Origin of the sequence: Gluconobacter wancherniae NBRC 103581, assembly GCF_007988885.1 — a bacterium.
In the GTDB taxonomy this organism is placed as follows: Bacteria; Pseudomonadota; Alphaproteobacteria; order Acetobacterales; family Acetobacteraceae; genus Gluconobacter; species Gluconobacter wancherniae.
Map to the genome: position 1 here is coordinate 489,583 of NZ_BJUZ01000001.1, position 22,041 is coordinate 511,623.

Below are 22,041 nucleotides of genomic sequence, written 5' to 3' on the forward strand. Positions count from 1 at the left end.
ACCGGGTATTTTCAGGATAGAAGTTCCTGAAGCAGTGGAATGAGGGGTACATCCGGCTCCGGCATGGGGTAATTGTGCAGCGCGTCGGCTTGCACCCATTCCAGCTTCTGGCCTTCACGCGGTGTAGGCGTGCCGCGCCAGCGACGAACAATGTAGAGCGGCATCAGCAGATGGAATGCCCCGCAGTTCTCGCTTACGAACGTGAATGGCGCCATGCAGGAGCCTTTCAGGTCCAGGCCAAGTTCTTCCTGTATTTCCCGGACCAAAGCCTGTTCCGGGGTCTCGTTGAGTTCAACCTTGCCTCCGGGAAATTCCCATAATCCTGCAAGACGTTTTCCTTCGGGACGCCTGGCCAGCAGGATGCGGTTTTCTGTGTCCAGAATTGCGGCCGCCACAACAAGGAGCGTGCGTGCTTTCTGTACAGGAGCAGGAGCTGGATTTTGCTCCGTACAGGGTTCTGTGGAGGCGGCCGGAGTGCTTGTCGCATCTTTGGCCAGATCTGAGAGGCGTGGCCGCGCGAGTTCATAGAGCCCGACAATGCATTCGTTGCGGCGTGAGACAAAGCTTCGCGCGGCTGTTCCTGTTTCCTGAAATCCAAGTTTGCGCAGGACGGCACTTGAGGCTGGATTGTCGAGTGCGACGGCTGCTGTCATGCGATCAGGCCGTAGGACAGTGAATGTCCAGTCCACAACACGTGTGGCGGCGGCGGTAATGATGCCCTGACCCCAGCTCGGGCGGGCAAGCCAGTATCCAAGTGTGGCGGAACGGCGATCTTCGGAGAGAATGACGCCGATTGCACCTTTCATTTCGTCATTCTGCGTGATGGCAAAATGAAAGGCGGTCCCTTCCTGACTCTGGCGGCGTGTCGAGGCAATCCACTCTTCCGCGAGTTCTTTCGGATACGGAAAGGGGAGGCTGCTCAGCATTCGTACGACGCTCCAGTCATTGATCAGGCGATGAATAACTGGAGCGTCTTCGGCAATAAGGGGACGAAGTGTGAGGTCCCCTGCCTTAAGTTCTGGTGTCATGTCAGGCGGCTGCGTCTGTCTTCGGTTGGTCAGGCTGAATGCCGCAGCGAAGGAGCAGTCGGCGAAGGCTGTTGATGACTGGGAAAACTTCCTGATTGCGGTCGCCGCCCTGAGCGTTCCACGCTGCCTGTTCCAGCTCTACGATATCGCGGTCTTCGCGGAAAATCCGCTCGGTGAAGGCAATGAGAAATGGCCAGGCCATGTCCAGTGCAAAGCGTAGTTTCGGGCGGCGGATGGAAAGGAGGCCGAAAACGCGACAGGTTAACTCGTCCTTGTCCTGAGGAACGTAAACGATCCAAAGGTCCATCACCGGGGGCTCACCTTCAGACGCGATGCGCAGCGTCTGGTATGGATATTCGGTGCGGATCGTCATGACGTCGCGATGTGCATAGCGCTCGCTGTTGTCGCGCTTTTCGCCAAAAATAATAGCCTCACCCCATGGCTGCTTTCCGCTGGTCCGGGCGAACGTATAGCGGGCCTCTACAAGGCGGGGCTCGTCCTTACCTCCCAGGAAACGCGGTTTCATCTTGCCCATTTGCTTCATGTGCATGAACTGATGGTTCATATCCATCAGGTTTTCATGCATGAAACTGTAGTGGCAGGCGACCTGCCGTCCGAACCGGCGGGTCTTGTAAGCCGGGTCTTCCACTGACCCCAGTGTGGGAAATGGGACGCTTTCCGCCTTCTCCGGGGCGCCCGGGAAAATGAAGATCAGTCCCGCGGCTTCACGGCAGGGATAAGTCCGCACGCCGTTTGGCAGCTTGCCTTTTCCCAGATACGGCACGTCGATGCATCGTCCTGAGCGTCCATATGCCCAGCCGTGATAACAGCACTGAACTGCTTCTCCCTCGACTGTCCCGAGGCTGAGCGGAACCTGTCGATGCGCACAGCGGTCTTCAAGGGCAAAAACAGACCCTTCCATCGGGCGTACGAGCGCAATGGGCTGTCCGGCATAGCGGGTGCCGATTGTCTTGCCGCGTGCAAGCTCATGAGACCATGCGACAGGGTACCAGTTATCCGGGTCCGCGTGGACGCGACGAATGTCCACTGCGGTGGGCTGAGGTGTCTGCATATCGGATGGATCGGGGCTGCTGCAGGTTTCGGCGGCAGTGGCAGCGGCGGAGGTACTCTGCGACATGGGCATCCTGATCGATCATGAGGTGGAAGCTGTGAATGCAGCCTAACAGGCAAAAGCATTCAACAGGAAGAGCAGGCGCGCGCAGGAGTTTCCGCGGCTTTTCTGCAACATGCAATGTTGAAACGAGATCTTCACGATACCTGGGCACCCGCAGAGGCTAGAATTCCTTTGCCTCCCGATGCCGGATCGTTAGGAGACCCCTTCCTGTTCATATCATCAAGGAGTGCCGGACGCGGTGCGGACCAGACAATTTCTTTTCTCTTCTATCGCACTGCTGGCCGTTGAGGCTCCAGCTCACGCCGCGTCCTCCAAGGAAACGAGGGCTCACAGGCATGTAGCGGCAGCTTCGGTTGCTGTAACTCCGACGCATCAGACCACTGCTGCTGCGCATCGGACGGCACATAAAGCCGTCGAGGCGCATGCGAGCGAAAGTGTTGCTGTAACGGGGCGCCCGTTGACTGGCCGTGATGCCGAGCAGGCTGTTTCCAAGGCCGTCATGCGTCAGTACGTGCCGGGTACAAGCCCATATCGTATGCTGGACCGGATGCCCGGCGTGAGCTTCAGCTCCACCGATCCTTTGGGTATCGACAGTTTCGGCACTAATCTTTACGTCCGCGGATTTTTTATGAATCAGCTCGGCGTGACGGTGGACGGGGTTCCGCTGAATGATCAGACATATCAGGCTGTAGGGGGCATGAATCTTGCCTCTGCAATTATTCCTGATGATGTTCAGTCGGTTCGCATGTCGCAGGGCGCAGGTTCGGTGGAGCTGCCTTCGACCAATACGCTTGGTGGTACGATCCAGATTGGTTCAACGGACCCTGAAGACAAGCGCGGGGGTAAGGTTAGCCAGACTTTCGGAAGTTATGGTTCCTATCGGACTTATGTTCGCCTCGATTCTGGTAAGTTGAACCAGAGCGGCACGAAGCTCTTTACATCCTACGCCCGTACAGATGAGGGTATGTGGATGGGCAGCGGCGACCAGTTCATGCAGCAGGTGGATGCCAAGATCGTGCAGCCTGTGGGCGAGCGCTCCCGTATCTCGGCGTTTTTTAACTGGTCGGATCTGGCACAGTGGGGCTATCCGGACACATCGATTGGCATCCTGAAAAATCTCGGCTGGCGCACCCCGCATCTGTATCCGAATTACGGGCTCGCCTATCGTATTGCAGAGGGATCAGCCACTGGATACGGCAGCGTTCCAGGGATCGATGGCTCGACCATCAGCCTCTATGATGGCGGCCAGCACGAGATCAATTACATGGGCGGTCTGAACATGGACTTCGCCCTAACGGATAATTTGACGTGGCATACGACCCTCTACGGGCATAGCCAGACCGGCTATTACAGCTACACGGACACTGAAGATCCCTCGCCAAATGGCGCGCCGTTTTCGGAGGAGGTCTGGCAGAACCGGCAGGAGCGCTACGGGCTTGATACGAGCCTTCGCTATCACCTCGGGCGTCACACCATCGAAGGTGGTGTCTGGTATGAAAACAACAACCAGCAGGCCGGTATCTACAATTATCAGGAACCTCTGCTAGGGCAGGGTGCTCCCCTCAAGACCGTCGGGCCATACGATGTCTATGGACCAGCCTTCATGCAGGGTTACAATTTCCAGTGGACGACGAACGTCATGCAGTTTCATCTGCAGGACAGCATTCAGCTTGCGCGCGGCCTGACGCTTCATGCGGGATTTAAGTCCATGGTTGCGACAACTGCCGGTGGCGCCACAGCCAATAATTCTGACTGGACGGGTGCGGATGCGCTGCCGAACGGCACCCTGACGGCATCACAGGCCTTTCTGCCACATCTCAATCTCGACTGGCACATCAACCGACATCACGAGATTTACGTCGATGTTGCCGAGAACATGCGTGCTTATGAGGTTTCTGCCTATGGCGTGGCAAACTCGGTTTATTCGGTGCAGGATCAGGCAACATTTCTGGCGCAGCGCAAGGACCTGAAGCCATCCAAGGCCTGGGTGTATCTGGGTGGTTACCGCTACACGAATACATGGCTGCAAGCGAATGCGACGGTTTATCACGCAAGCCTCATTCATCCGATCCTTGCCGCCGCTGTGGGCAGTCTGACGAATCCTGTTTCTCAGGTTATTGATTTCGGCCACATTTCGATGACGGGCGCGAGCGGTGACATCAATATCATGCCGATTAATGGCCTGAGTTTTGATAACAATGTCAGCTACAATAAAGGCACGTACGACAGGAATGTCGACACTACCGGGGGCTATTACGCTCTGGCAGGAAAGAATATCGTCAATTACCCGGCATGGATGTACAAGACCTCTGTCTCATATACATGGGGCGGTGCGACGGCACATTTCGAAGCCAATTACTACGGTCGGCGTTATTTCAGCTTTATGAATGATACGTCCATCGGTGGGTACTGGCTTGCCAACGCAGGCATGCGTTACAGCTTCGGTAAGGTCAGCGTTCTTAAGAACCTTACGGCGAGCTTCAACGTTTATAATCTGTTCAACACCAAATATATTTCGATGATGGGTGAGAATGATAACCCTGCAACGGGTGATTATCAGTCCATGGAACGCGGCGCAGTACGTCAGTATTTCGGGACGCTCAGCGCTTCATTCTGAAAATTAGGTCCCGGCGAAGGGAGGACTTCGCCGGGCTTTTGTTACCGGCTATGAATGCCGAGCTCCGCGCTCAGATCGCTGATAAACTGAGCAGCAACGCGCCCGGAACGGCTGCCACGCGCCATGGACCATTGAAGGGCCTTTTGTCTGAGCACTTCGGTGCTGACAGGCAATTTCCGGTCTTCGGCGTAGGCCTGCACGATTGCGAGATAATCTTCCTGAGTTGCGCCATATAGTCCGATCCAGAGGCCAAACCTGTCTGACAGCGAGACTTTTTCCTCAATGGCTTCGCCTGGGTTAATCGCGCTTCCAGACTCGTTTTCGATCATCTCGCGGGGCATCAGATGCCGTCGGTTAGATGTTGCGTAGATCAGGACGTTGTCCGGCCGTCCTCCAATTCCTCCATCGAGCACCGATTTGAGTGATTTGTAGTCCGCGTCCTGACTTTCGAAGGACAGGTCATCGCAGAACAGGATGCATCGACGCGTTGTTGTGCGCAGGACTGCAAGGAGTTTGGGCAGCGAGGCGAGTTCATCTCGTTGGATCTCTATTAGTGCGAGCGTGGGTTTTCCATGGTCGCGCTGTTCTGAGTTGATGGAGGCGACAGCAGCTTTGACGAGCGAAGATTTGCCCATCCCCCGTGCCCCCCACAGCATGACGTTATTGGCTTCCAGTCCCTGTGCGAAATGGCGTGTGTTGGTCATGACCTGCTTCGTCTGACGTTCCACGCCACGCATCAAGGAAAGCGCCACACCAGAAACTTTCTCAACGGGTGTCAGCATGCCGAGGGCAGCCTGCCAGATGAAGGCGTCATGGTGGTGAAGGATTTCGGCGCTGGGCGGTTTGGGGCTCATGCGCTCGAGGCTGTCGGCGATGCGTTCAAGTACCTGAAGCAGGGCAGGCTCGGTCATGGGATGGGCTTTCTCGTCCGTTGAAAGGGCAGGGTAGCGGGTCGTCGTGCTTGACGGGAGGCCTGCGAACGATATGGTCCCGCCAAGTTTCACTCAAGACTGGACCCTTGCCCTTATGAGCAGTCTGTTTATTTCTTCCGCACAGGCCGCCGATGGCGGTGGTCTCCTGACCAACTCGACGGTGCTTCAGTTCGCGCCGATGCTTGTCATCATGGTCGTGTTCTATTTCCTGCTGATCCGCCCTCAGCAGGTCCGTGCCCGGGCTCTGCGCGAGCAGCAGAGCAGCTTGCGTCGCGGAGATCGCATTGTGACGGCTGGCGGAATTGTCGGTGTGGTTCAGGCCACACGGGATGATGCACCGGAAGTTGAGGTCGAAATCGCGCAGGGCGTACGCGTCAAGATCCTGCGCAGCACGATCAATAACATCACGCCACGCGACAAGCCTGCCAACGATTCCTGATCGGCCTTCACGGTCTGGATACAAAAAACGCCCCGCCTGAAAGCGGGGCGTTTCTTTTATGAGGCCAGTAGGATCTGGTCTCAGGCTGACTTCAGCTCGGCTTCTGCGAACTCGTAGTTTGCAAGCTTGTCGAGGTAGTTGGTCACGTAATCCGGACGACGGTTACGGAAGTCGAGGTAGTAAGCGTGTTCCCACACGTCCAGGCCCAGAAGAGCCCGGCCCTGACCTTCAGCAAGTGGGTTGGAACCGTTGGCTGTCTTGGTCACCGCAAGCTTGCCGGTCTTGTCCAGCACCAGCCATGCCCAGCCTGAGCCGAACTGTGTCGTGGCAGCGGTCTTGAATGCCGTCTTGAAAGCATCGACGGAGCCGAAATCTTCCGTGATCTTCTTTTCAAGGGAGGTCGGCAGCTTGCCACCGGTCGGAGACAGGTTCTTCCAGAACAGGATGTGGTTCCAATGCTGGCCAGCATTGTTGAACACAGGCGCCAGAGCCGCATTGCCATGTGAAAAAGCAATGATTTCTTCCAGAGACTTTCCGGCCAGCTCAGGCTTGCTTTCAACGAAGCCATTCAGAGCCGTGACATAAGCCTGATGATGCTTGCCGTGATGCAGTTCCAGGGTTTCCTGGCACATACCTTCGCCAGCGAGGGCGTTTGCAGCGTATGGAAGGGAAGGCAGTTCGAAGGCCATGATGTCACTCCTTGGCAAAATAAGGCGAAAGGGCCGTCCTGTGAGCTATGAACGGCGACCACTTCCGTCAACCTGTTCTCATTTATGAGGCACATTGGCAACGCTGCGTTCCATCGCGCCAATCAGTGCAGAGTAATCTTCGTGTGCATGCAGCCGGTTTGAGAGTGAAAGCGCCTGATCGGCGACGGCCATCGCGGGCATGAAAGCCCCGACTTTCCGCCCCGCATCAAGCAGCAGCCCCATGTCCTTGGACATCAGGCGCGTGGGGAACTGGGAGGGAAAATCCCGGTCCTGGGCCATCTTCAGCTTGCGTTTATGGTGCGGACTCACCACTGCAACCTGCTGCAATGTCTCGAACACGATATCGCGATCAATACCTGCCGCCAGTCCGTAGGATACGCCTTCAGCAATAACGTTGAGCGTGGCACCCATGACGCCGTTGACCACAAGCTTGAGGCGTGCGGCAGCCCCTGCAGGGCCAGCGTGGATCGTGAGTTTTCCAATGACGTCCAGTACCGGAGCAGCGCGCTCTACGGTTGCATCGTCTCCCCCTACGAGCATGACCAGATCACCTGTCTCGGCTTCCGGGGTGCTGCCGGACATGGGGGCATCCAGAAGTGCGAAACCATGCTCTCTGGAGAGGCCTGCAAGCATATCAGCCTGACCCGGCGATACGGTGGAGGTGTCGAGTACGAGTTTATCTTTGGAGATTCCTGCCAGCATTCCGTCATCCCCGTGAAGGGACTGGTTTTCGGCGGCATCGTTGGGGACGCAGAGAATGATGATGTCTGCGGCCTCAGCGATGGCGCGGGGAGAAGGCAGCATTTCCGTCTCGTCTTTGCCACCTGAAGGAGCAAAGGCCACAACCGGATAACCTGCCTTGCGCAGGTTCGAGCCCATTCGCATGGCCATCGCACCGTATCCGATAAAACCGATTTTGCTTTTTGACATGGAAATCGCCTTCTACAACTGCGTTCTTCACCCTCACGCCTCAATGGCTCGAGAGTTGCGCGAACGGGAATACAGAACATGGCTCTTTTTCGATATCCGCAACCCCGTCCTTCGGAGATCACACCGAAAGACCTCTATTTTTCAAGGCGCAAGGTAATCGCTGGGCTGAGCGCCGGGCTCGGTGTCGCCGCACTTGGCACTGATCCTGCGCAAGCCGGAGAAAAGCTGCATACGCATCCAGGCCCATATTCCGCCACGCTTGAGCCAACGTCCCGCTCGGATGTGACGGGGTATAATAATTTCTACGAATTTGGCATGGACAAGTCAGATCCTGCCGCCTCTTCAGGAGATTTCAAGCCACTTCCATGGACGCTTGAGATCGGCGGTTTGGTGCGTAACCCTCAGCGTCTGGATGTCGGACAGATGCTACAGTCGTCCGATATGGAGGAGCGCATTTACCGCATGCGATGCGTTGAAGCCTGGTCCATGGTTATTCCATGGGACGGAATTCCGCTTGCAACATTACTGAAGGCCGCAGATCCAGATCCTAAAGCTAAATTTGTTGCGTTTGAAAGTGTTGAACGCCCGTCGGAAATGCCAGGACAACGCAACAATATTTCCGGGATAGAGTGGCCCTATGTCGAAGGCCTCCGCCTGGACGAGGCCATGAATCCGCTTACTCTTCTGGCAATGGGCATTTATGGGGAGACGCTTCCGAACCAGAACGGCGCCCCTGTGCGTCTTGTCGTGCCGTGGAAATATGGTTTCAAAGGCATCAAATCCATTCAGCGGATCAGGCTTGTCGAAGAAATGCCGCCGACAACATGGAACCGTCTGGCACCCAGCGAATATGGCTTTTATGCAAACGTAAATCCGGAAGTTGATCATCCACGCTGGAGTCAGGCTTCCGAGCGTGTCATCGGATCCAGAAGTCTTTTTGGTGAAAAACGTCAACCAACCCTGATGTTCAACGGATACGGCGAACAGGTGGCTGATCTGTATAAGCGGATGGATCTGCATGCCAGCTACTGAAAAGCGCGGTGGGTCTGGCAAGGCGTTCCGAAAATACTGGAGGATAATTTTCTATCCACTCGGGATGTTTCCTGCGATCTGGCTGCTCTGGCAGGGGCAGAACGGACAGTTGGGAGCTGATCCGATAAATGCATTTGAGCGTGCTCTGGGGCTGTGGGCATTCCGCTTTCTGATCGTCTGTCTCATGCTGGCACCGCTGCGCTGGCTTACAGGTTTGAATTTTTTGCGTTACAGACGCCTGACGGGATTGCTGGCCTTTTTTTATGCTGCACTCCATGTGCTGACATATGTCGGGCTTGACCACCGATTTGACTGGCGTGTCCTGTGGCGAGACATAACGCACAGGCCATTTGTCATTCTTGGGATGCTGGCCTTTATGATGCTTCTGCCTCTGGCATTGACATCAAACCTTGTCTCGCTGCGAAAACTCGGGCGTGGGTGGAAAAAATTGCATCTAGCGATATTTCCGGCTGCAGCTCTTGCCGGCGTGCATTTTTTTCTGGCCTTCAAGACGCTCAATGCTCTCTCGGCTTTTTATCTGTCTGTGATGGCGGTTGTTCTGGTGCTGCGCCTGCCGAAATGGTTTGGCAGGCGCAGAAGTGCTGCGATTACCCGTTAGGGCGCAGCGCGTTACGGACGTTTACAATAAGTGCGGCAAGAGCGGCGAGGCGCTCTTTGCCCAGCGTGTTCTCGATGTTGGTGCTGGACAGGTGACTTCCGTCTGCAATGAGTAGTCCATCGGGTAGCCGGGTGATGTTGCCGGGACGGTAATCCATGCGTGTTAATGGAATCCCACAAGCCTCCAGAACCGCAACGTGCGCGCTGACCCCCAGAACCAGAACAAGCTTGAGATTGTGCATGTTCCGGACTTCGGCACTGAGTTTCGTAGCGCGGATTTCGAAGTCTTCAGGCAGGAGAATCGTGTCTGGGGCATCGGACGTCAGCGCATAAGTCAGGCGTGCGCTGATGAGAGCTTCGTCGGGAGCGGCATCGAATGTGATGCCTGCGTCCTGGATTATATCCATTTCTGTAAAGTGCGTGGCAAAGGTGCTGTCGAGCCCCACCACGAGCAGCTCTGCAGAAAGAGGCCCTAGAGATTCAGTTACGACGGGCTCTGTGCCGAGCACAGGTATTTTTTTTTCTAAGACAGAACCGGGACTGATAAAACTGGCCTCCCCGTTTGCATCATCATCTGTCGTAACTATTGTTTCAGGCGGGGAGGCGAAAGTCATCAATCGTTCATTTCATCGCTGTTCAGGTCTGCTGGATGTCTGACCGGAGCCTGCTGCTGCCGTGGACGCGCTTCTGACGGGCGACGTGTAAATCTTGGCGCAATCTCGGACAGGTCAACGAACTGGTCTGCCTGACGGCGCAGGTCATCTCCGATCATTGGTGGCGTTGTCCGGATAGACGAGATCACGGTCACTCGTGTCCCGCGAGACTGTGCGGCTTCGACGGCACGTCGCAGGTCTGAGTCGCCGCTGATGATGACAGCGTGATCAAGACGGCCAGCCTGCTCCAGAAGATCCACGGTCAATTCGACATCCATGTTCCCCTTCATACGGCGTCTTCCTGAAGGATCCGTAAACTCGCGCGCACTTTTTATGACCAGATGGTAGCCATTATAGGCCAGCCAATCAGTCAGAGGCTTGAGGGGGGAGTAGTCGTCCGTTTCGGGCATGGCTGCGTAGTAGAACGCCCGTTGGAAAAGGGTTTCGCGTTCAAAAAGTCCGCGCAGACTACGGAAATCGACCTCAAAACCGAGGTTTCGTGCCGCGTGATGAAGGCTGGCACCATCAATGAAGAGAGCAGTACGTTCGTTGGGGCGAAGGAGCATTATGTATCCTGGAAGGTGATAATATATCTTAATGGGTGTACAAAAACAGCCGTCACCGCCTTTTATGAAATGAGCTAGAGCTCAAATAGGGCAGGGGTATGACGGATATGGCACACAAGATTGCAATCACATAACCTGCATGGTAGTGGGAAGTTTCTCATTACCCGATCTTGTTATCGAATTTACCCGAAGGGGGCCAGTCGCATGGCGCGCGTAACCGTCGAAGATTGCATCCAGAAGGTTCCGAACCGTTTTGAACTGGTTCTGCTTGCCGCACAGCGTGCTCGTGGCCTTTCGCGCGGTGAAGAGATGACCCTGGACCGCGATAACGACAAGAATCCAGTTGTTGCTCTGCGTGAGATTGCAGAAGACAAAATCAGCCTCAATGGCCTCCGCGACGGGATTGTTCGTTCTCTGGCCCGTGCTCCGGAACCAGAGCCCGTAGATGAGGAGGTTCTCGACCTCATCCCGACCGATCAGAACATCTTCGGTCTTCAGGATGTATCTGCTGAAGAAGAACATGCTCACATGGCGGATAACATGTCTGCCGATGATGCTGCAGCCATTGAAGCCGAGCTTGGCGGGCGTGGTCGTCGCTGATTCACTGTTCTGATTTCTGACGGAGGGGGTGCGTCATGTCCGAAGCACGTCCCGCCGTCGTTAAGCAGCAAGAGGCTGCAACGGGGGACTTCAAGCCTCCCATCAGCGGCCTCTTACGTCGGATTTCGAGCTATGATCCGACTGCTGACCTCGCCCGTGTCGAGGCAGCATATGACGTTGCCGCAAACGCGCATAACGGTCAGCGTCGCGATAATGGCGATGCTTACATCACCCACCCTATAGCTGTTGCCAACATCCTTGCGGGAATGCGCATGGATGTTACGTCCATCATGGTCGGGCTTTTGCATGACACTGTGGAAGACACGGGTGTTTCCTGTGGTGCTCTCAAGACAGATTTCGGTGAGGACGTTGCCTCTCTCGTTGATGGTGTAACCAAGCTTACACGGCTTGAGCTACAGTCTGACCGTACTAAGCAGGCAGAAAATTTTCGTAAGCTTGTTCTGGCGATGTCTCGCGATATTCGTGTGCTCATCGTCAAGTTGGCAGACCGTTTGCACAATATGCGGACGCTACATTACGTTCAGCGCCTCGATCGTCGCCAGCGTATCGCGCGCGAGACGATGGATATCTATGCCCCGCTTGCTGAGCGTATTGGTATGGATCGGGTCAAGACCGAGCTGCAGAATCTGTCATTCGAACAGCTTGAGCCCGAAGCAGATGCGACGATCCGTGCGCGGCTAAATTTTCTTCGCGGACAGGGCGCTGATGTTATTGAGCATATTCGCAAGGAGTTGATTGCTCTTTGTGGAGAGGCTGGCCTTGAGACCGTCGAAGTTACGGGGCGTGAAAAATCCCCATTCTCCATCTGGGAGAAAATGCAGCGGCGCAATGTTGCGTTCGAGCAGCTTTCCGATCTGATGGCATTCCGTCTCATCGTTCCGAGCCGTGATGCCTGTTATATGGCGCTGGGTGCGATCCATGGCGCGTATCCAATGATCGCCGGGCGTTTCAAGGATTACATTTCCACCCCAAAGGCCAATGGTTATCAGAGCCTGCATACGGGTGTGACTCTCCGGCATCCCAGAAACCAGAAGATCGAAGTGCAGATCCGTACAGCGGGAATGCATGACCTTGCGGAAAACGGCGTAGCCTCGCACTGGGCATATAAGGAAGATGCCACGCCTACAGAGCGCGAGACTGCGGCGCTGTCTTCCGCGTTTGGTGCCCAGACGCGGAAATTGCGCTGGGTTCAGGATCTTCTGGAAATTCTGGAAGACAGTCAGGCGCCAGATGAGTTTCTGGAAAATACGAAACTCGAGCTCTATCAGGATCAGGTTTTCTGCTTCACGCCAAAGGGGCAGCTGATATCGCTGCCGCGTGGTGCGACGCCTGTTGATTTTGCATATGCTGTGCACAGTCAGGTAGGCGACACTTGTGTGGGCGCCAAAGTAAATGGTCGGCTGATGCCTCTGCGGCACGAGCTTCAGAATGGCGATCAGGTAGAGATCATGACCGCGCGTGGCGGTACGCCGTCTCCGTCCTGGGAGCGGTTTGTTGCAACCGGCAAGGCACGTGCCCGCATTCGCCGTTTCATGGCCGCCCAGCAGCGTCAGGTGAATATCGACAATGGTCGTGCCAGCATTGCCAAGGCGTTCCGTCAGGAAGGTGTGGACGGTTCCGAAAAGGTGCTGGACGGCGTTCTCAAGGAATTGCGGCAGGCTTCCGTCGAAGATTTGTATGTCGCTGTGGGCAATGGCCAGATCGGCCCGAAAGATGTCGTCAACACTGCGTACCCGGATTTGCGACAGACAGTCCGTGCGCCGCGAATGGTTCCTGGCCTGTCGCCGAGAATGGGCCAGTCGCTCAGTTTGGGTATGCCTGCTGGGCGCGCGAATACCGATAATTCGGGTGCCATTCTCAAAGGTGTCGGTAGCGGAATAGCCACACATTTTGCTGGATGCTGTCGTCCGCTGCCGGGTGATCCGATTGTTGGGATTATCGCGCAAGGGAAGGGGGTAACCATTCACCGCCGTGGCTGTCAGAATCTGTCGAGCTTTGCAGATACGCCTGAGCGTTTCCTTGAAATAGACTGGGATTATGAGGCGCTGGGCCGTTCACGTGAGGCTACGCCATATACTGCGCGCCTTTCTGTTGTGGCGGCGAACGAACCCACGGTTCTCGCGACCCTTACAAATGTGGCATCCAAGCATAATGGCAGTGTCATCAACCTGAAGATCGTGAACCGTCAGCTCGATTTCATGGAGGTTCTGGTTGATCTTGAGGTGCGGGATCTGCGTCATCTCTCGTCGTTGATTGCCGCGTTCCGGACAGCAGTTGGTGTAATGCAGGTAGAGCGAGCGAAGGGATGAGCGTTTGATTCTCGGCATGGGCACGGATCTGTGCATGATCCCCCGTATTGAGAGCAGCATCGAGCGCTTCGGGGACCGTTTTCTTGACCGTGTTTTCACGGCTGCTGAACGTGAGCATGCCGACCGCCTGTCGGGTGCAGCACGTATGGGAAGCTATGCTAAGCGATGGGCCGCCAAGGAGGCCTGTGCCAAGGCTTTGGGAACCGGCTTTGCCAACGGCGTCCAGCTTCAGGATGTGGGTGTCATCAACAGTGAAAGTGGCGCGCCTGTGCTTATTTTGTCTGGTCGGGCCAAGGATGTGTGCGACAGTCTGGCTCCGGCGGGACATCGTGCGGAAGTGCTTGTTAGTCTGACGGATGATCCTCCATTTGCACTGGCGCAGGTGATCATTCAGGCTGTGGCAGCGTGAAGTCTCGCCAATAACAGGAAGCTGGGTTAAGAGCGTCCCATGATTCAGGAAAATAGTCCCGGACAGTCTCCGGAAAACGGATCACGCCCAGCAAAGCGTGAAGAAACGTGGGGCGAGAGCCTCCGCTTTTTCATTCTGCTTGTTCTGGCTGTTTTTGCCGTGCGCTCGCTGGTTGTGGAGCCGTTCAATATCCCGTCTGGCTCCATGATCCCGACGCTGCAGATTGGCGACTTCGTACTGGTCTCAAAGTCCAGCTATGGCTATTCGCGCTTTTCGTTCCCGTTCTCGCTCAATCTGTTTCAGGGGCGTATTTTTGGTTCCGAGCCGCATCGTGGAGATGTGGCTGTGTTCCGCTTTACCCGCGATACGTCGATTGATTATATCAAGCGTATTGTGGGGCTTCCGGGAGATCATATTCAGGTCACGGGTGGTAAGCTCTTCATCAATGGCATCGAGCTTCAGCGTGACCCGTTGGGTCATTATGAGATATTGGACGAGAGCAATCGCCTGTTAAGTGGCCAGCTCTATCGTGAAACGCTTCCGGGTAGTGGCGGTCGAGCACCCGTGGTGCACGATATTCTGAAGCTGACTGATGATGGCTTTGCTAACGACACGCCCGAATATGTTGTGCCAGAAGGGCATTTCTTTGCGATGGGTGATGACCGCGACGACAGTGCAGACAGCCGTTTTCAGGGTGATGGACCGGATGATCTTGGGTTCGTGCCAATGCAAAATCTTGTTGGGCGCGCTCCTATTGTTCTGTTTTCCATCGATGAGCGTCATCCGATCTGGCAGTTCTGGTACTGGCCTGTGGAAGTGCGCTGGAACCGTTTTCTGCATATCGTCAAATGAAGCTTTCTCCTGAAGATGCCCTGGCCACCATGCAGGATCTGCTGGGGCACGTTTTTTCGAAGCCTGAACTGTTACAGGAAGCTTTGACGCACCGTTCTGCCGTATCAGGGCGGGACCCTCGAAAGGCCAAGCGTAATCTGCCTCCCAAGGGAAGCGGCTCCAATGAACGTCTGGAGTTCATTGGTGATCGTGTGCTGGGCCTGTTGATGGCGGAATGGTTGCTGGAGCGTTATCCGCAGGAACAGGAGGGTGCTCTCGGCCCGCGCCATGCGCATCTGGTGTCGCGCACTGTTCTGGCAGACATCGCTGATGGCATTGGTCTGTCAAGCGCTCTTCAGATTTCGCCTCATGAGGAAGCCGCTGGCATCCGGAAACTGACAAGTATCCGCGCTGATGCGATGGAAGCATTGCTTGGTGCGCTTTATCTGGATGCAGGGCTGGAGCCGGCGCGTCAGGTTGTACGGCGGCAGTGGGGCTCGCGCATCGACAGCCATGCACGCCCTCACAAAGAGCCCAAGACGCTCTTGCAGGAGTTTCTGCTGTCCAAAGGGCAGACGCTTCCGAAATATGAACTTCTCTCAACCGAAGGCCCGTCACACGCTCCGGTGTTCCGGGTCTCGGTCAGTGCCCGCGGAATGACGGGAAATGGGGAGGCAGGCAGCAAACGGCTTGCAGAAAGTGCTGCTGCCACAGACCTTCTTAATAAACTCGGGCAGGGAGGCGATTCGTGAATATTCCTGCCGTTTCCGCCGGGAACAAGGATCAGAACATGACCACACGCTGTGGCTTCGTTGCTCTTGTGGGTGCGCCCAACGCGGGTAAATCGACGTTGCTTAACCGGGTTTCGGGAGCAAAGCTTTCGATCGTCAGTCCCAAGGCGCAGACTACCCGTTTTCGGACGCTTGGGATTGTCATGCGCGATCAGGCGCAGATGATCTTCGTTGATCTCCCGGGCATTTTCAAGCCGCGTCGCCGTCTGGATCGTGCGATGGTCAATGCGGCATGGAACGGTTCCCAGGACGCTGATCTCACGCTTCTTATGATTGATGCCAAGGCAGGTCTACGCGATGATGTTCGCGAGATTGTCGAGAAGCTTTCTCAGAGCAGCAAGAAGGTCTGGCTTGTACTGAACAAAACCGATCTTGTTGGGCCAGCGCGCCTTCTTCCGTTGACGCAGGAAATCAGCGGACTGATCAAGGTTGAGCACGTATTCATGGTAAGTGCCCGGTCTGGTGACGGTGTTGAGGATCTGATGGATCATGTTGCCGGTGCGCTTGAGGAGGGTCCGTTCCTCTACCCGGAAGACGATCTGACAGATCTGCCTGATCGTCTTCTTGCGGCTGAACTGGTGCGTGAACAGATTTTCATGCAGACGCATGAGGAGATTCCATATCAGGCAACTGTGGAAACGGAGAGCTTCAAGGAGCGCCCGGATGGATCTGTGCGTATCGAAGTGACGATTTACGTTTCCCGCCCCGGACACAAGGCGATCCTGATCGGTGAGGGTGGCCAAAAGATCAAGTCCATCGGTGCCCGTGCCCGCGCTGAACTTCAGGATCTGCTTGACCGGCCCTGTCATCTCTTCCTGAACGTCAAGGAGCGTGCAGGGTGGGATGAGGAAAAGGCCCGGCTGCGTGCAATCGGACTGGACGACAACACCTGATCCGCAGACCAGTGCAGCGAAGACAGTTCTTTCATACTGCCTCGCTTGTTCCTTACCCCTTGCCTCTGTATGACAGGCGCACGTTCCACAATCCAATCAGAGACGGGCACTATGACCGAAAATCGAGAACAGAGCCTTTCGTATAAGCGCGTCCTGCTTAAAGTGTCAGGCGAAGCGCTGATGGGTAGCGGTCCTTCTGGGATCGACCCGGAAATGGTGGATGCCGTTGCCGCCGATATTTCGGCCGTCGCTGCGACTGGCGTGCAGGTTTGTCTTGTCGTGGGAGGTGGCAACATCTTCCGTGGAATTGCAGCCGCAGCCAAAGGTATGGATCGTGCTCAGGGCGACTATGCCGGCATGCTGGCCACGGTCATCAATGCACTGATGCTCCAGAATGCGCTTGAGCGTCGCAGCGTTGAGACCCGTGTCATGACGGCGATACAGATGGCATCGATTGCCGAGCCATATATTCGTCGTCGTGCGGTGCGTCATATGGAGAAAGGTCGCGTTGTCATCTTCGCGGCTGGTACTGGCAACCCGTTCTTCACGACGGATACTGCAGCGGCGCTGCGGGCCAACGAGATGGAGTGTGATGCTCTACTCAAGGGAACGCAGGTTGACGGTGTGTATTCCGCTGATCCACGTCGTAATCCGGATGCAGAGCGCTACTCGCAGCTGACCTATCTCGAAGTGCTTGCTCGTGACCTGAATGTCATGGACGCCGCTGCGATCAGTCTTGCCCGCGAAAACAAGCTTCCGATTGTGGTCTTCAACATTCATGCTCCTGGCGCGTTTAGTGCTGTCATGCGTGGCGAGGGCCTCTTCACACGTATCGTTGAGGCTTCCTGAGTCTCAATATCATCTGAATTTCAGGAACCCTCCTGATCCTGACGTCAAAGTCGAACTGAAAGGAACAGCTCATGTCCGCTGACCTGAATGCCCTGGTAGACGATCTCACGCGCCGTATGGACGGTGCAATGGAAAGTCTGCGTCGTGATCTGTCTGGTCTGCGCTCCGGTCGCGCCAGCCCGAACCTGCTTGAGCCGGTTCGCGTCGAAGCATACGGATCCGAGGTGCCTCTTTCCCAGGTTGGCTCCATTGCTGTTCCAGAAGCACGCATGCTGACGGTTTCCGTATGGGATCGCACTGTTGTCGGTGCCGTTGAACGGGCAATTCGTGATAGTGGCCTGGGCCTGAATCCGTCTTCTGACGGGCAGACTATTCGCGTTCCGATCCCCGCTTTGACGGAAGAGCGTCGTATCGAGCTTGCGAAAGCGGCAGGTCGTTATGCGGAAAATGCCAAAATTGCTGTTCGTGGCGTCCGTCGTGACGGTATGGATCAGTCAAAGGGCTTTGAGAAAAAAGGCGAGATCAGCCAGGATGATCTCAAGGTCTGGAGCGAAGCGATCCAGAAGCTGACAGACAGTTACATCAAGCGCATTGACGATACGCTCGCTGAGAAAGAGCGCGAAATCAAGCAGGTCTGATTTTCATTGTCTGCTGGCCCCCTTTCAAGCCGCTTTTCCCATATACCCTTGCCTCAAAAGGAGGGGGGGGGGAATTCGGTTCCGTGCCATGTGGCTCTCATCATGGATGGGAATGGCCGGTGGGCGCGCGCGCGCGGACTGCCCGTTGCTGCCGGTCATCGTCAGGGCGCGGAGGCTGTGCAGCAATGCGTTCGTTCGGCGGTCCAGCATGGCGTTCGGTATCTGACGCTTTATGCTTTTTCCTCTGAGAACTGGCGGCGTTCTTCCGAGGAAATCGGGGATCTGACATCCCTTTTACGCTTTTATTTGCGCCATAAGCTCAACGAGTTACATGAGCAGGGTGTTCGCCTGCGTGTCATAGGTGAACCTGAGCGCTTTGATAGTGCATTGCGAGATGAACTCACGCGTGCGGAAGCCAAGACCCTTAACAACACGACGCTGACATTGACGCTCGCACTGTCCTATGGGGGGCGTGCTGATATCGTGCAGGCTGCCCGAAAACTTGCTGTGCGTGTGGCGAATGGCGACATATCGACATCCAGCATCGATGAAGCAATGATCGATGATGTACTCCAGACTGCGGACATCCCTGATCCGGATCTGGTCGTGCGGACGAGTGGTGAGTGTCGGCTTTCAAATTTCCTGCTCTGGCAATCGGCGTATGCTGAACTTGTGTTTCTGGATGTTCTGTGGCCCGATTTCGGTGAGGCAGAATTCGGTGATGTGATGGCGCGTTATGCTGTTCGCAAGCGCCGTTTTGGTGGGCGTCCCCAATGAGCGTCACCACATCTTCACGCTGGTCTGACCTCGGTTTGCGCTTGGCGTCTGCAGCTGTAATCGTTCCTGTCGCAGGCGTGTGCATCTGGCTCGGCGGGCCGGTTTATGACGTGCTCATCCTGTTGGCGATGTTTGGGCTGGCTTGGGAAGGTGAGACGCTTGCCGGCCAAAATCTCAGGACATGGCGCGGGGCGTTGTTACTGCTGTGGCCAGTGATTTCCGGTATCGCTGCGTTGAAGGGGGAATGGACTGCCGCCTTGGGCATGGCTGTCATGGCAATTGTTTTCGGTGCTCGTTTCTGTGTGCCCGTCGCTGTTGCGATTGTTGGCGGCCTATCGTTGCTCTGGCTGCGTCATCTTCCGTCTGGTGCGGCGTCTGTCATGTTTGTCATTGCTGTCGTGGTCGCGAGCGATAGCATGGCATATGTTGCGGGGCGCATTTTTGGCGGCCCCAAGCTTGCACCGTCCATCTCCCCTGGAAAAACCCGTTCGGGCGCTCTGGGCGGGCTGGTAGGAGCGTCCGTTGCCGGTGGGCTGGTCGCATTTTTTTCAGGCTACGGAGCCGTGGGGTCTGCGTTTGTCTGGGGTGCGGTTCTTGGGGTCTGTTCGCAGAGCGGTGATCTTCTGGAAAGCGCTGTGAAACGACGCCTTGGTGTCAAGGATTCAGGCCGGTTGATCCCCGGTCATGGCGGTCTTCTGGATCGTTTCGATGGGCTGCTCGCTGCGGCCCCTGTGGCGGCGCTGATCTCGCTCGCCGTTCTGGGGCAGCCATTCTGGTCTGCAACACCTGATGCTCTGGTCGCAGGCGCTGTGGCTCAGGGTTTTTCACACGGGAGTATCCCTCATGGCTGACTGTTCTGATGGCATGAAGCGGCGTCGTATCAGCGTTCTGGGCAGCACGGGCAGCATCGGAACCTCCACTGTTGATCTTCTTCGTCAAATCACTGACCAGATTGAGGTGCGGGCACTTGTTGGTGGCCGTAACGTGCAGCTTTTGGCTGAACAGGCGAGAGAACTTCGGGCGGAAGTCGCGGTTATCCACGATGAGCGCCTCTACGGTGAACTAAAATCCCTTCTTGCGGATACAGGTATCCGTGTTGCCGCTGGTCGGCAGGCGGTCATTGAGGCGGGGGGGCTTGAGGCGGACTGGACGATGGCGGCCATTACGGGTGCCGCGGGGCTTGAGCCTACGCTTGCCGCGGCTAGAAATGGCCATGCGATTGCCCTGGCAAACAAGGAAGCTCTTGTTTGTGCAGGTGACGTCATGCTCAAAACTGTTGCCGCTGCTGGAGCAACTCTGCTTCCAGTGGATTCCGAGCATAATGCGATTGCGCAGGCTCTCGGCGGTTGCGACATGTCCACTGTCGAGAAGATCGTGCTGACGGCATCTGGCGGTCCGTTTCGCTGTTCAAGCCTGGAAGAGATGCGGATCGCGACACCAGAAAAGGCGCTCAAGCATCCTACATGGACAATGGGTGCGAAGATCACGATTGATTCCGCTTCCATGGCGAACAAGGGATTGGAAGTGATTGAGGCCGCGCGCCTCTTTGGTCTGACCGAGGACCGCATCGACGTACTCGTTCATCCGCAGTCAGTGGTGCATGGGCTTGTGCAGTTCCGGGATGGAAGTCTGGTGGCGCAGATGGGATCGGCAGATATGCGCATCCCCATAGCGCACACACTTGCATGGCCGACACGGATGGATACATCCTGCGGCAGGCTGGATCTGGCGGCATTCGGGCGGCTGGATTTTGAAAAGCCTGATGAGGCGCGCTTTGTTCCGCTGCGTCTTGCGCGTCAGGTTCTGCGGGCAGGGGGAGCTGCTCCGGCAGTATTCTCGGCAGCAAATGAAGTGGCTGTCGACGCATTTCTTAACAAGCGTATCGGCTTTCTCGGGATTGGCGATACGATTGACAGTGCTCTGCAGGGTATGAAGTCAAATCCTGAACTGCAAAGCATTGACGAGGTTCTGCACTGGGATGCGGAAGGCAGAAGGCTGGCAGAGACTTATATTGCCAACGCATCGTCCCCGATTGATGGAATAACCGAGGCTGCTCTGCATGCATGATTTGATCCGCACGGTTGTTGCCTATGTGCTGATTCTGGGTGTTCTCGTGTTCATCCACGAACTTGGTCATTATCTGGCAGCACGCTGGCGTGGCGTTAAGGTTGAGACGTTTTCGATCGGTTTCGGTCCGGCCATCCGGAGTTGGTATGATCGTTCGGGCACTGAATGGCGCCTGAGTGCTATCCCGCTCGGGGGGTTTGTGAAGCCTCACGGTTTTGAGGGGCCGGACGATGCCACCGACGAGCAGAAGGCCGCCTGGATCCCTGGTAAGACTTTTCATGACAAGTCTGTGGGGTCGCGGGCTATCGTCATTATCATGGGGCCGGTTTTCAATTTTATTTTTGCCATTCTCGCTTTCACCATTCTCTTCGCAGTGGTTGGTAAGCCTGAGGTAAAGCCCGAAATCAGCGTCGTTGTCAGCAACAGTGCGGCTGAGCATGCAGGTGTAAAGACCGGCGACATCATAACGCGTATCGGTGATCTCAAGGTCATGAGCGCAGAAGACATTCAGTCCAATGTCGCTGCGCACCCCGGTGAGAATACAATTCTCGCAATTCGCCGTGCAGGGCAGGACCTATCGCTTCCCGTGACGTTTGACACGTTCAAACAGGGCAACAAAGTGTTTGGTCGTCTGGGTATCGGCTTCTCTGCCGTGCCGGGCAAGCGTATGCCGATACCCACAGCCTTTGTCTCCGGTGTCGAGGCAACCTGGTCCATGTGCGGTCAGGTTCTTGAGGGCGTCTGGCAGATTGTCAGCGGACAAAGAAGTGCACGCGAACTGGGTGGTACCATCCGAATCGCGCAGATGTCCGGGCAGGTGGCCCAGTACGGAATTGCCAGTGTCGTATCGTTCATGGCGCTGCTGTCGATTAATCTTGGCCTGATAAACCTCTTTCCAATCCCGGTTCTGGATGGTGGAAGACTGTTGTTCTACGCTATCGAGGCTATCAAGGGGCGCCCTGTTTCAAGGCGTGTTCAGGAAGTGAGTATGCAGGTGGGAATGGCGCTCATTGGCGCTCTATTCCTTTTTTCGACCCTGAACGACCTTACGAATATCGGTCTCTTTCACTGGCTTGCACATATGGGTGGCTAAGTGACCTGAGCGTGGCTTAAAAAGAACAAAGATACCGCTGATAATCATCCGTTACGCAGGGACGTCTTGCATGGCAGGGGGCTTTTCGGATACCTCCGCCAAT

Annotated in this window: 23 protein-coding genes; 16 read left to right on the forward strand and 7 right to left on the reverse strand. The window is 55.9% G+C overall.

The features are described from left to right. Window positions 1-11 precede the first annotated feature (11 nt). Both GWA01_RS13295 and GWA01_RS02210 read right to left on the reverse strand, forming a co-directional pair. Window positions 12-1,028 carry a bifunctional GNAT family N-acetyltransferase/(deoxy)nucleoside triphosphate pyrophosphohydrolase gene (locus GWA01_RS13295; protein WP_146793580.1) on the reverse strand — a complete coding sequence of 339 codons (1,017 nt, stop codon included), beginning with the start codon at window positions 1,026-1,028 and terminating at the stop codon, window positions 12-14. Window position 1,029: 1 nt separating this feature from the next. Continuing rightward, window positions 1,030-2,166: an aromatic ring-hydroxylating oxygenase subunit alpha gene (locus tag GWA01_RS02210; RefSeq protein WP_371858420.1), complete on the reverse strand. Its 1,137-nt coding sequence runs from the start codon at window positions 2,164-2,166 to the stop codon at window positions 1,030-1,032. A gap of 235 nt (window positions 2,167-2,401) precedes the next feature. Between GWA01_RS02210 and GWA01_RS02215 the strand changes: the two genes are divergently transcribed. After that, a complete protein-coding gene (locus GWA01_RS02215) occupies window positions 2,402-4,780 on the forward strand; it encodes a TonB-dependent receptor (protein WP_146793582.1) in 2,379 nt (792 codons plus the stop codon). Between the two features lie 41 nt (window positions 4,781-4,821). Here the strand turns inward: GWA01_RS02215 and GWA01_RS02220 are convergent, their stop codons facing one another. Beyond that, window positions 4,822-5,691, reverse strand: a complete 870-nt coding sequence (locus GWA01_RS02220) for an ATP-binding protein (RefSeq protein ID WP_146793584.1) — start codon at window positions 5,689-5,691, stop codon at window positions 4,822-4,824. Between the two features lie 115 nt (window positions 5,692-5,806). On the opposite strand from GWA01_RS02220, the gene yajC reads away from it, so the two are divergent. Beyond that, window positions 5,807-6,151 carry a preprotein translocase subunit YajC gene (yajC, locus tag GWA01_RS02225; RefSeq protein WP_146793587.1) on the forward strand — a complete coding sequence of 115 codons (345 nt, stop codon included), beginning with the start codon at window positions 5,807-5,809 and terminating at the stop codon, window positions 6,149-6,151. An 80-nt stretch (window positions 6,152-6,231) separates the two neighbouring features. On the opposite strand, the gene GWA01_RS02230 is transcribed toward yajC, so the two are convergent. Then, window positions 6,232-6,840 (reverse strand): superoxide dismutase, encoded by a 609-nt coding sequence (locus tag GWA01_RS02230; RefSeq protein ID WP_146793589.1) that lies wholly within the window; start codon window positions 6,838-6,840, stop codon window positions 6,232-6,234. Between the two features lie 78 nt (window positions 6,841-6,918). Continuing rightward, complete coding sequence (locus GWA01_RS02235) at window positions 6,919-7,791, reverse strand: NAD(P)-dependent oxidoreductase (RefSeq protein WP_146793591.1); 873 nt, start codon at window positions 7,789-7,791, stop codon at window positions 6,919-6,921. 78 nt (window positions 7,792-7,869) lie between these two features. On the opposite strand from GWA01_RS02235, the gene msrP reads away from it, so the two are divergent. Both msrP and msrQ read left to right on the forward strand, forming a co-directional pair. Further along, window positions 7,870-8,823 (forward strand): protein-methionine-sulfoxide reductase catalytic subunit MsrP, encoded by a 954-nt coding sequence (gene msrP / locus GWA01_RS02240; RefSeq protein WP_146793593.1) that lies wholly within the window; start codon window positions 7,870-7,872, stop codon window positions 8,821-8,823. Beyond that, complete coding sequence (gene msrQ / locus GWA01_RS02245) at window positions 8,810-9,442, forward strand: protein-methionine-sulfoxide reductase heme-binding subunit MsrQ (protein ID WP_146793595.1); 633 nt, start codon at window positions 8,810-8,812, stop codon at window positions 9,440-9,442. Before msrP ends, msrQ begins: the two co-directional genes overlap by 14 nt. Here the strand turns inward: msrQ and GWA01_RS02250 are convergent. Beyond that, on the reverse strand, window positions 9,432-10,055 hold the full coding sequence (locus GWA01_RS02250) for a uracil-DNA glycosylase family protein (RefSeq protein ID WP_146793597.1): 624 nt from the start codon (window positions 10,053-10,055) through the stop codon (window positions 9,432-9,434). The genes msrQ and GWA01_RS02250 overlap by 11 nt on opposite strands. Then, window positions 10,055-10,660: a LabA-like NYN domain-containing protein gene (locus GWA01_RS02255; protein WP_146793599.1), complete on the reverse strand. Its 606-nt coding sequence runs from the start codon at window positions 10,658-10,660 to the stop codon at window positions 10,055-10,057. Before GWA01_RS02255 ends, GWA01_RS02250 begins: the two co-directional genes overlap by 1 nt. Before the next feature lie 204 nt (window positions 10,661-10,864). Here GWA01_RS02255 and rpoZ point away from each other — a divergent pair, with 204 nt between their 5' ends. From rpoZ to rseP, 12 genes are all read left to right on the forward strand, one after another. After that, window positions 10,865-11,260, forward strand: coding sequence for a DNA-directed RNA polymerase subunit omega (gene rpoZ, locus GWA01_RS02260; protein ID WP_146793601.1), 396 nt, complete (start codon window positions 10,865-10,867; stop codon window positions 11,258-11,260). A 35-nt stretch (window positions 11,261-11,295) separates the two neighbouring features. Further along, window positions 11,296-13,590 carry a RelA/SpoT family protein gene (locus GWA01_RS02265; protein ID WP_146793603.1) on the forward strand — a complete coding sequence of 765 codons (2,295 nt, stop codon included), beginning with the start codon at window positions 11,296-11,298 and terminating at the stop codon, window positions 13,588-13,590. 4 nt (window positions 13,591-13,594) lie between these two features. Then, complete coding sequence (acpS, locus tag GWA01_RS02270; RefSeq protein ID WP_146793605.1) at window positions 13,595-13,999, forward strand: holo-ACP synthase; 405 nt, start codon at window positions 13,595-13,597, stop codon at window positions 13,997-13,999. 39 nt (window positions 14,000-14,038) lie between these two features. Continuing rightward, a complete protein-coding gene (lepB, locus tag GWA01_RS02275; protein WP_146793607.1) occupies window positions 14,039-14,851 on the forward strand; it encodes a signal peptidase I in 813 nt (270 codons plus the stop codon). Continuing rightward, entirely contained in the window at window positions 14,848-15,582 is a 735-nt protein-coding gene (gene rnc, locus GWA01_RS02280) for a ribonuclease III (protein ID WP_146793609.1), read from the forward strand. The genes lepB and rnc overlap by 4 nt, the downstream gene beginning before the upstream one ends. 38 nt (window positions 15,583-15,620) lie before the next feature. Continuing rightward, window positions 15,621-16,514 carry a GTPase Era gene (gene era, locus GWA01_RS02285; protein ID WP_146795431.1) on the forward strand — a complete coding sequence of 298 codons (894 nt, stop codon included), beginning with the start codon at window positions 15,621-15,623 and terminating at the stop codon, window positions 16,512-16,514. A gap of 111 nt (window positions 16,515-16,625) precedes the next feature. After that, complete coding sequence (gene pyrH / locus GWA01_RS02290; RefSeq protein WP_146793611.1) at window positions 16,626-17,363, forward strand: UMP kinase; 738 nt, start codon at window positions 16,626-16,628, stop codon at window positions 17,361-17,363. Window positions 17,364-17,434: 71 nt separating this feature from the next. Continuing rightward, a complete protein-coding gene (gene frr, locus GWA01_RS02295) occupies window positions 17,435-18,001 on the forward strand; it encodes a ribosome recycling factor (RefSeq protein ID WP_146793613.1) in 567 nt (188 codons plus the stop codon). Window positions 18,002-18,049: 48 nt separating this feature from the next. Further along, the gene (uppS, locus tag GWA01_RS02300) at window positions 18,050-18,778 is read left to right on the forward strand and encodes a polyprenyl diphosphate synthase (protein ID WP_228118431.1); all 729 of its coding nucleotides are present in this window, start codon (window positions 18,050-18,052) and stop codon (window positions 18,776-18,778) included. After that, window positions 18,775-19,629 carry a phosphatidate cytidylyltransferase gene (locus GWA01_RS02305; protein WP_146793617.1) on the forward strand — a complete coding sequence of 285 codons (855 nt, stop codon included), beginning with the start codon at window positions 18,775-18,777 and terminating at the stop codon, window positions 19,627-19,629. Before uppS ends, GWA01_RS02305 begins: the two co-directional genes overlap by 4 nt. Beyond that, a complete protein-coding gene (dxr, locus tag GWA01_RS02310; protein ID WP_146793619.1) occupies window positions 19,622-20,845 on the forward strand; it encodes a 1-deoxy-D-xylulose-5-phosphate reductoisomerase in 1,224 nt (407 codons plus the stop codon). The genes GWA01_RS02305 and dxr overlap by 8 nt, the downstream gene beginning before the upstream one ends. Next, window positions 20,838-21,938 (forward strand): RIP metalloprotease RseP, encoded by a 1,101-nt coding sequence (gene rseP, locus GWA01_RS02315; protein ID WP_146793621.1) that lies wholly within the window; start codon window positions 20,838-20,840, stop codon window positions 21,936-21,938. The genes dxr and rseP overlap by 8 nt, the downstream gene beginning before the upstream one ends. Window positions 21,939-22,041 lie beyond the last annotated feature (103 nt).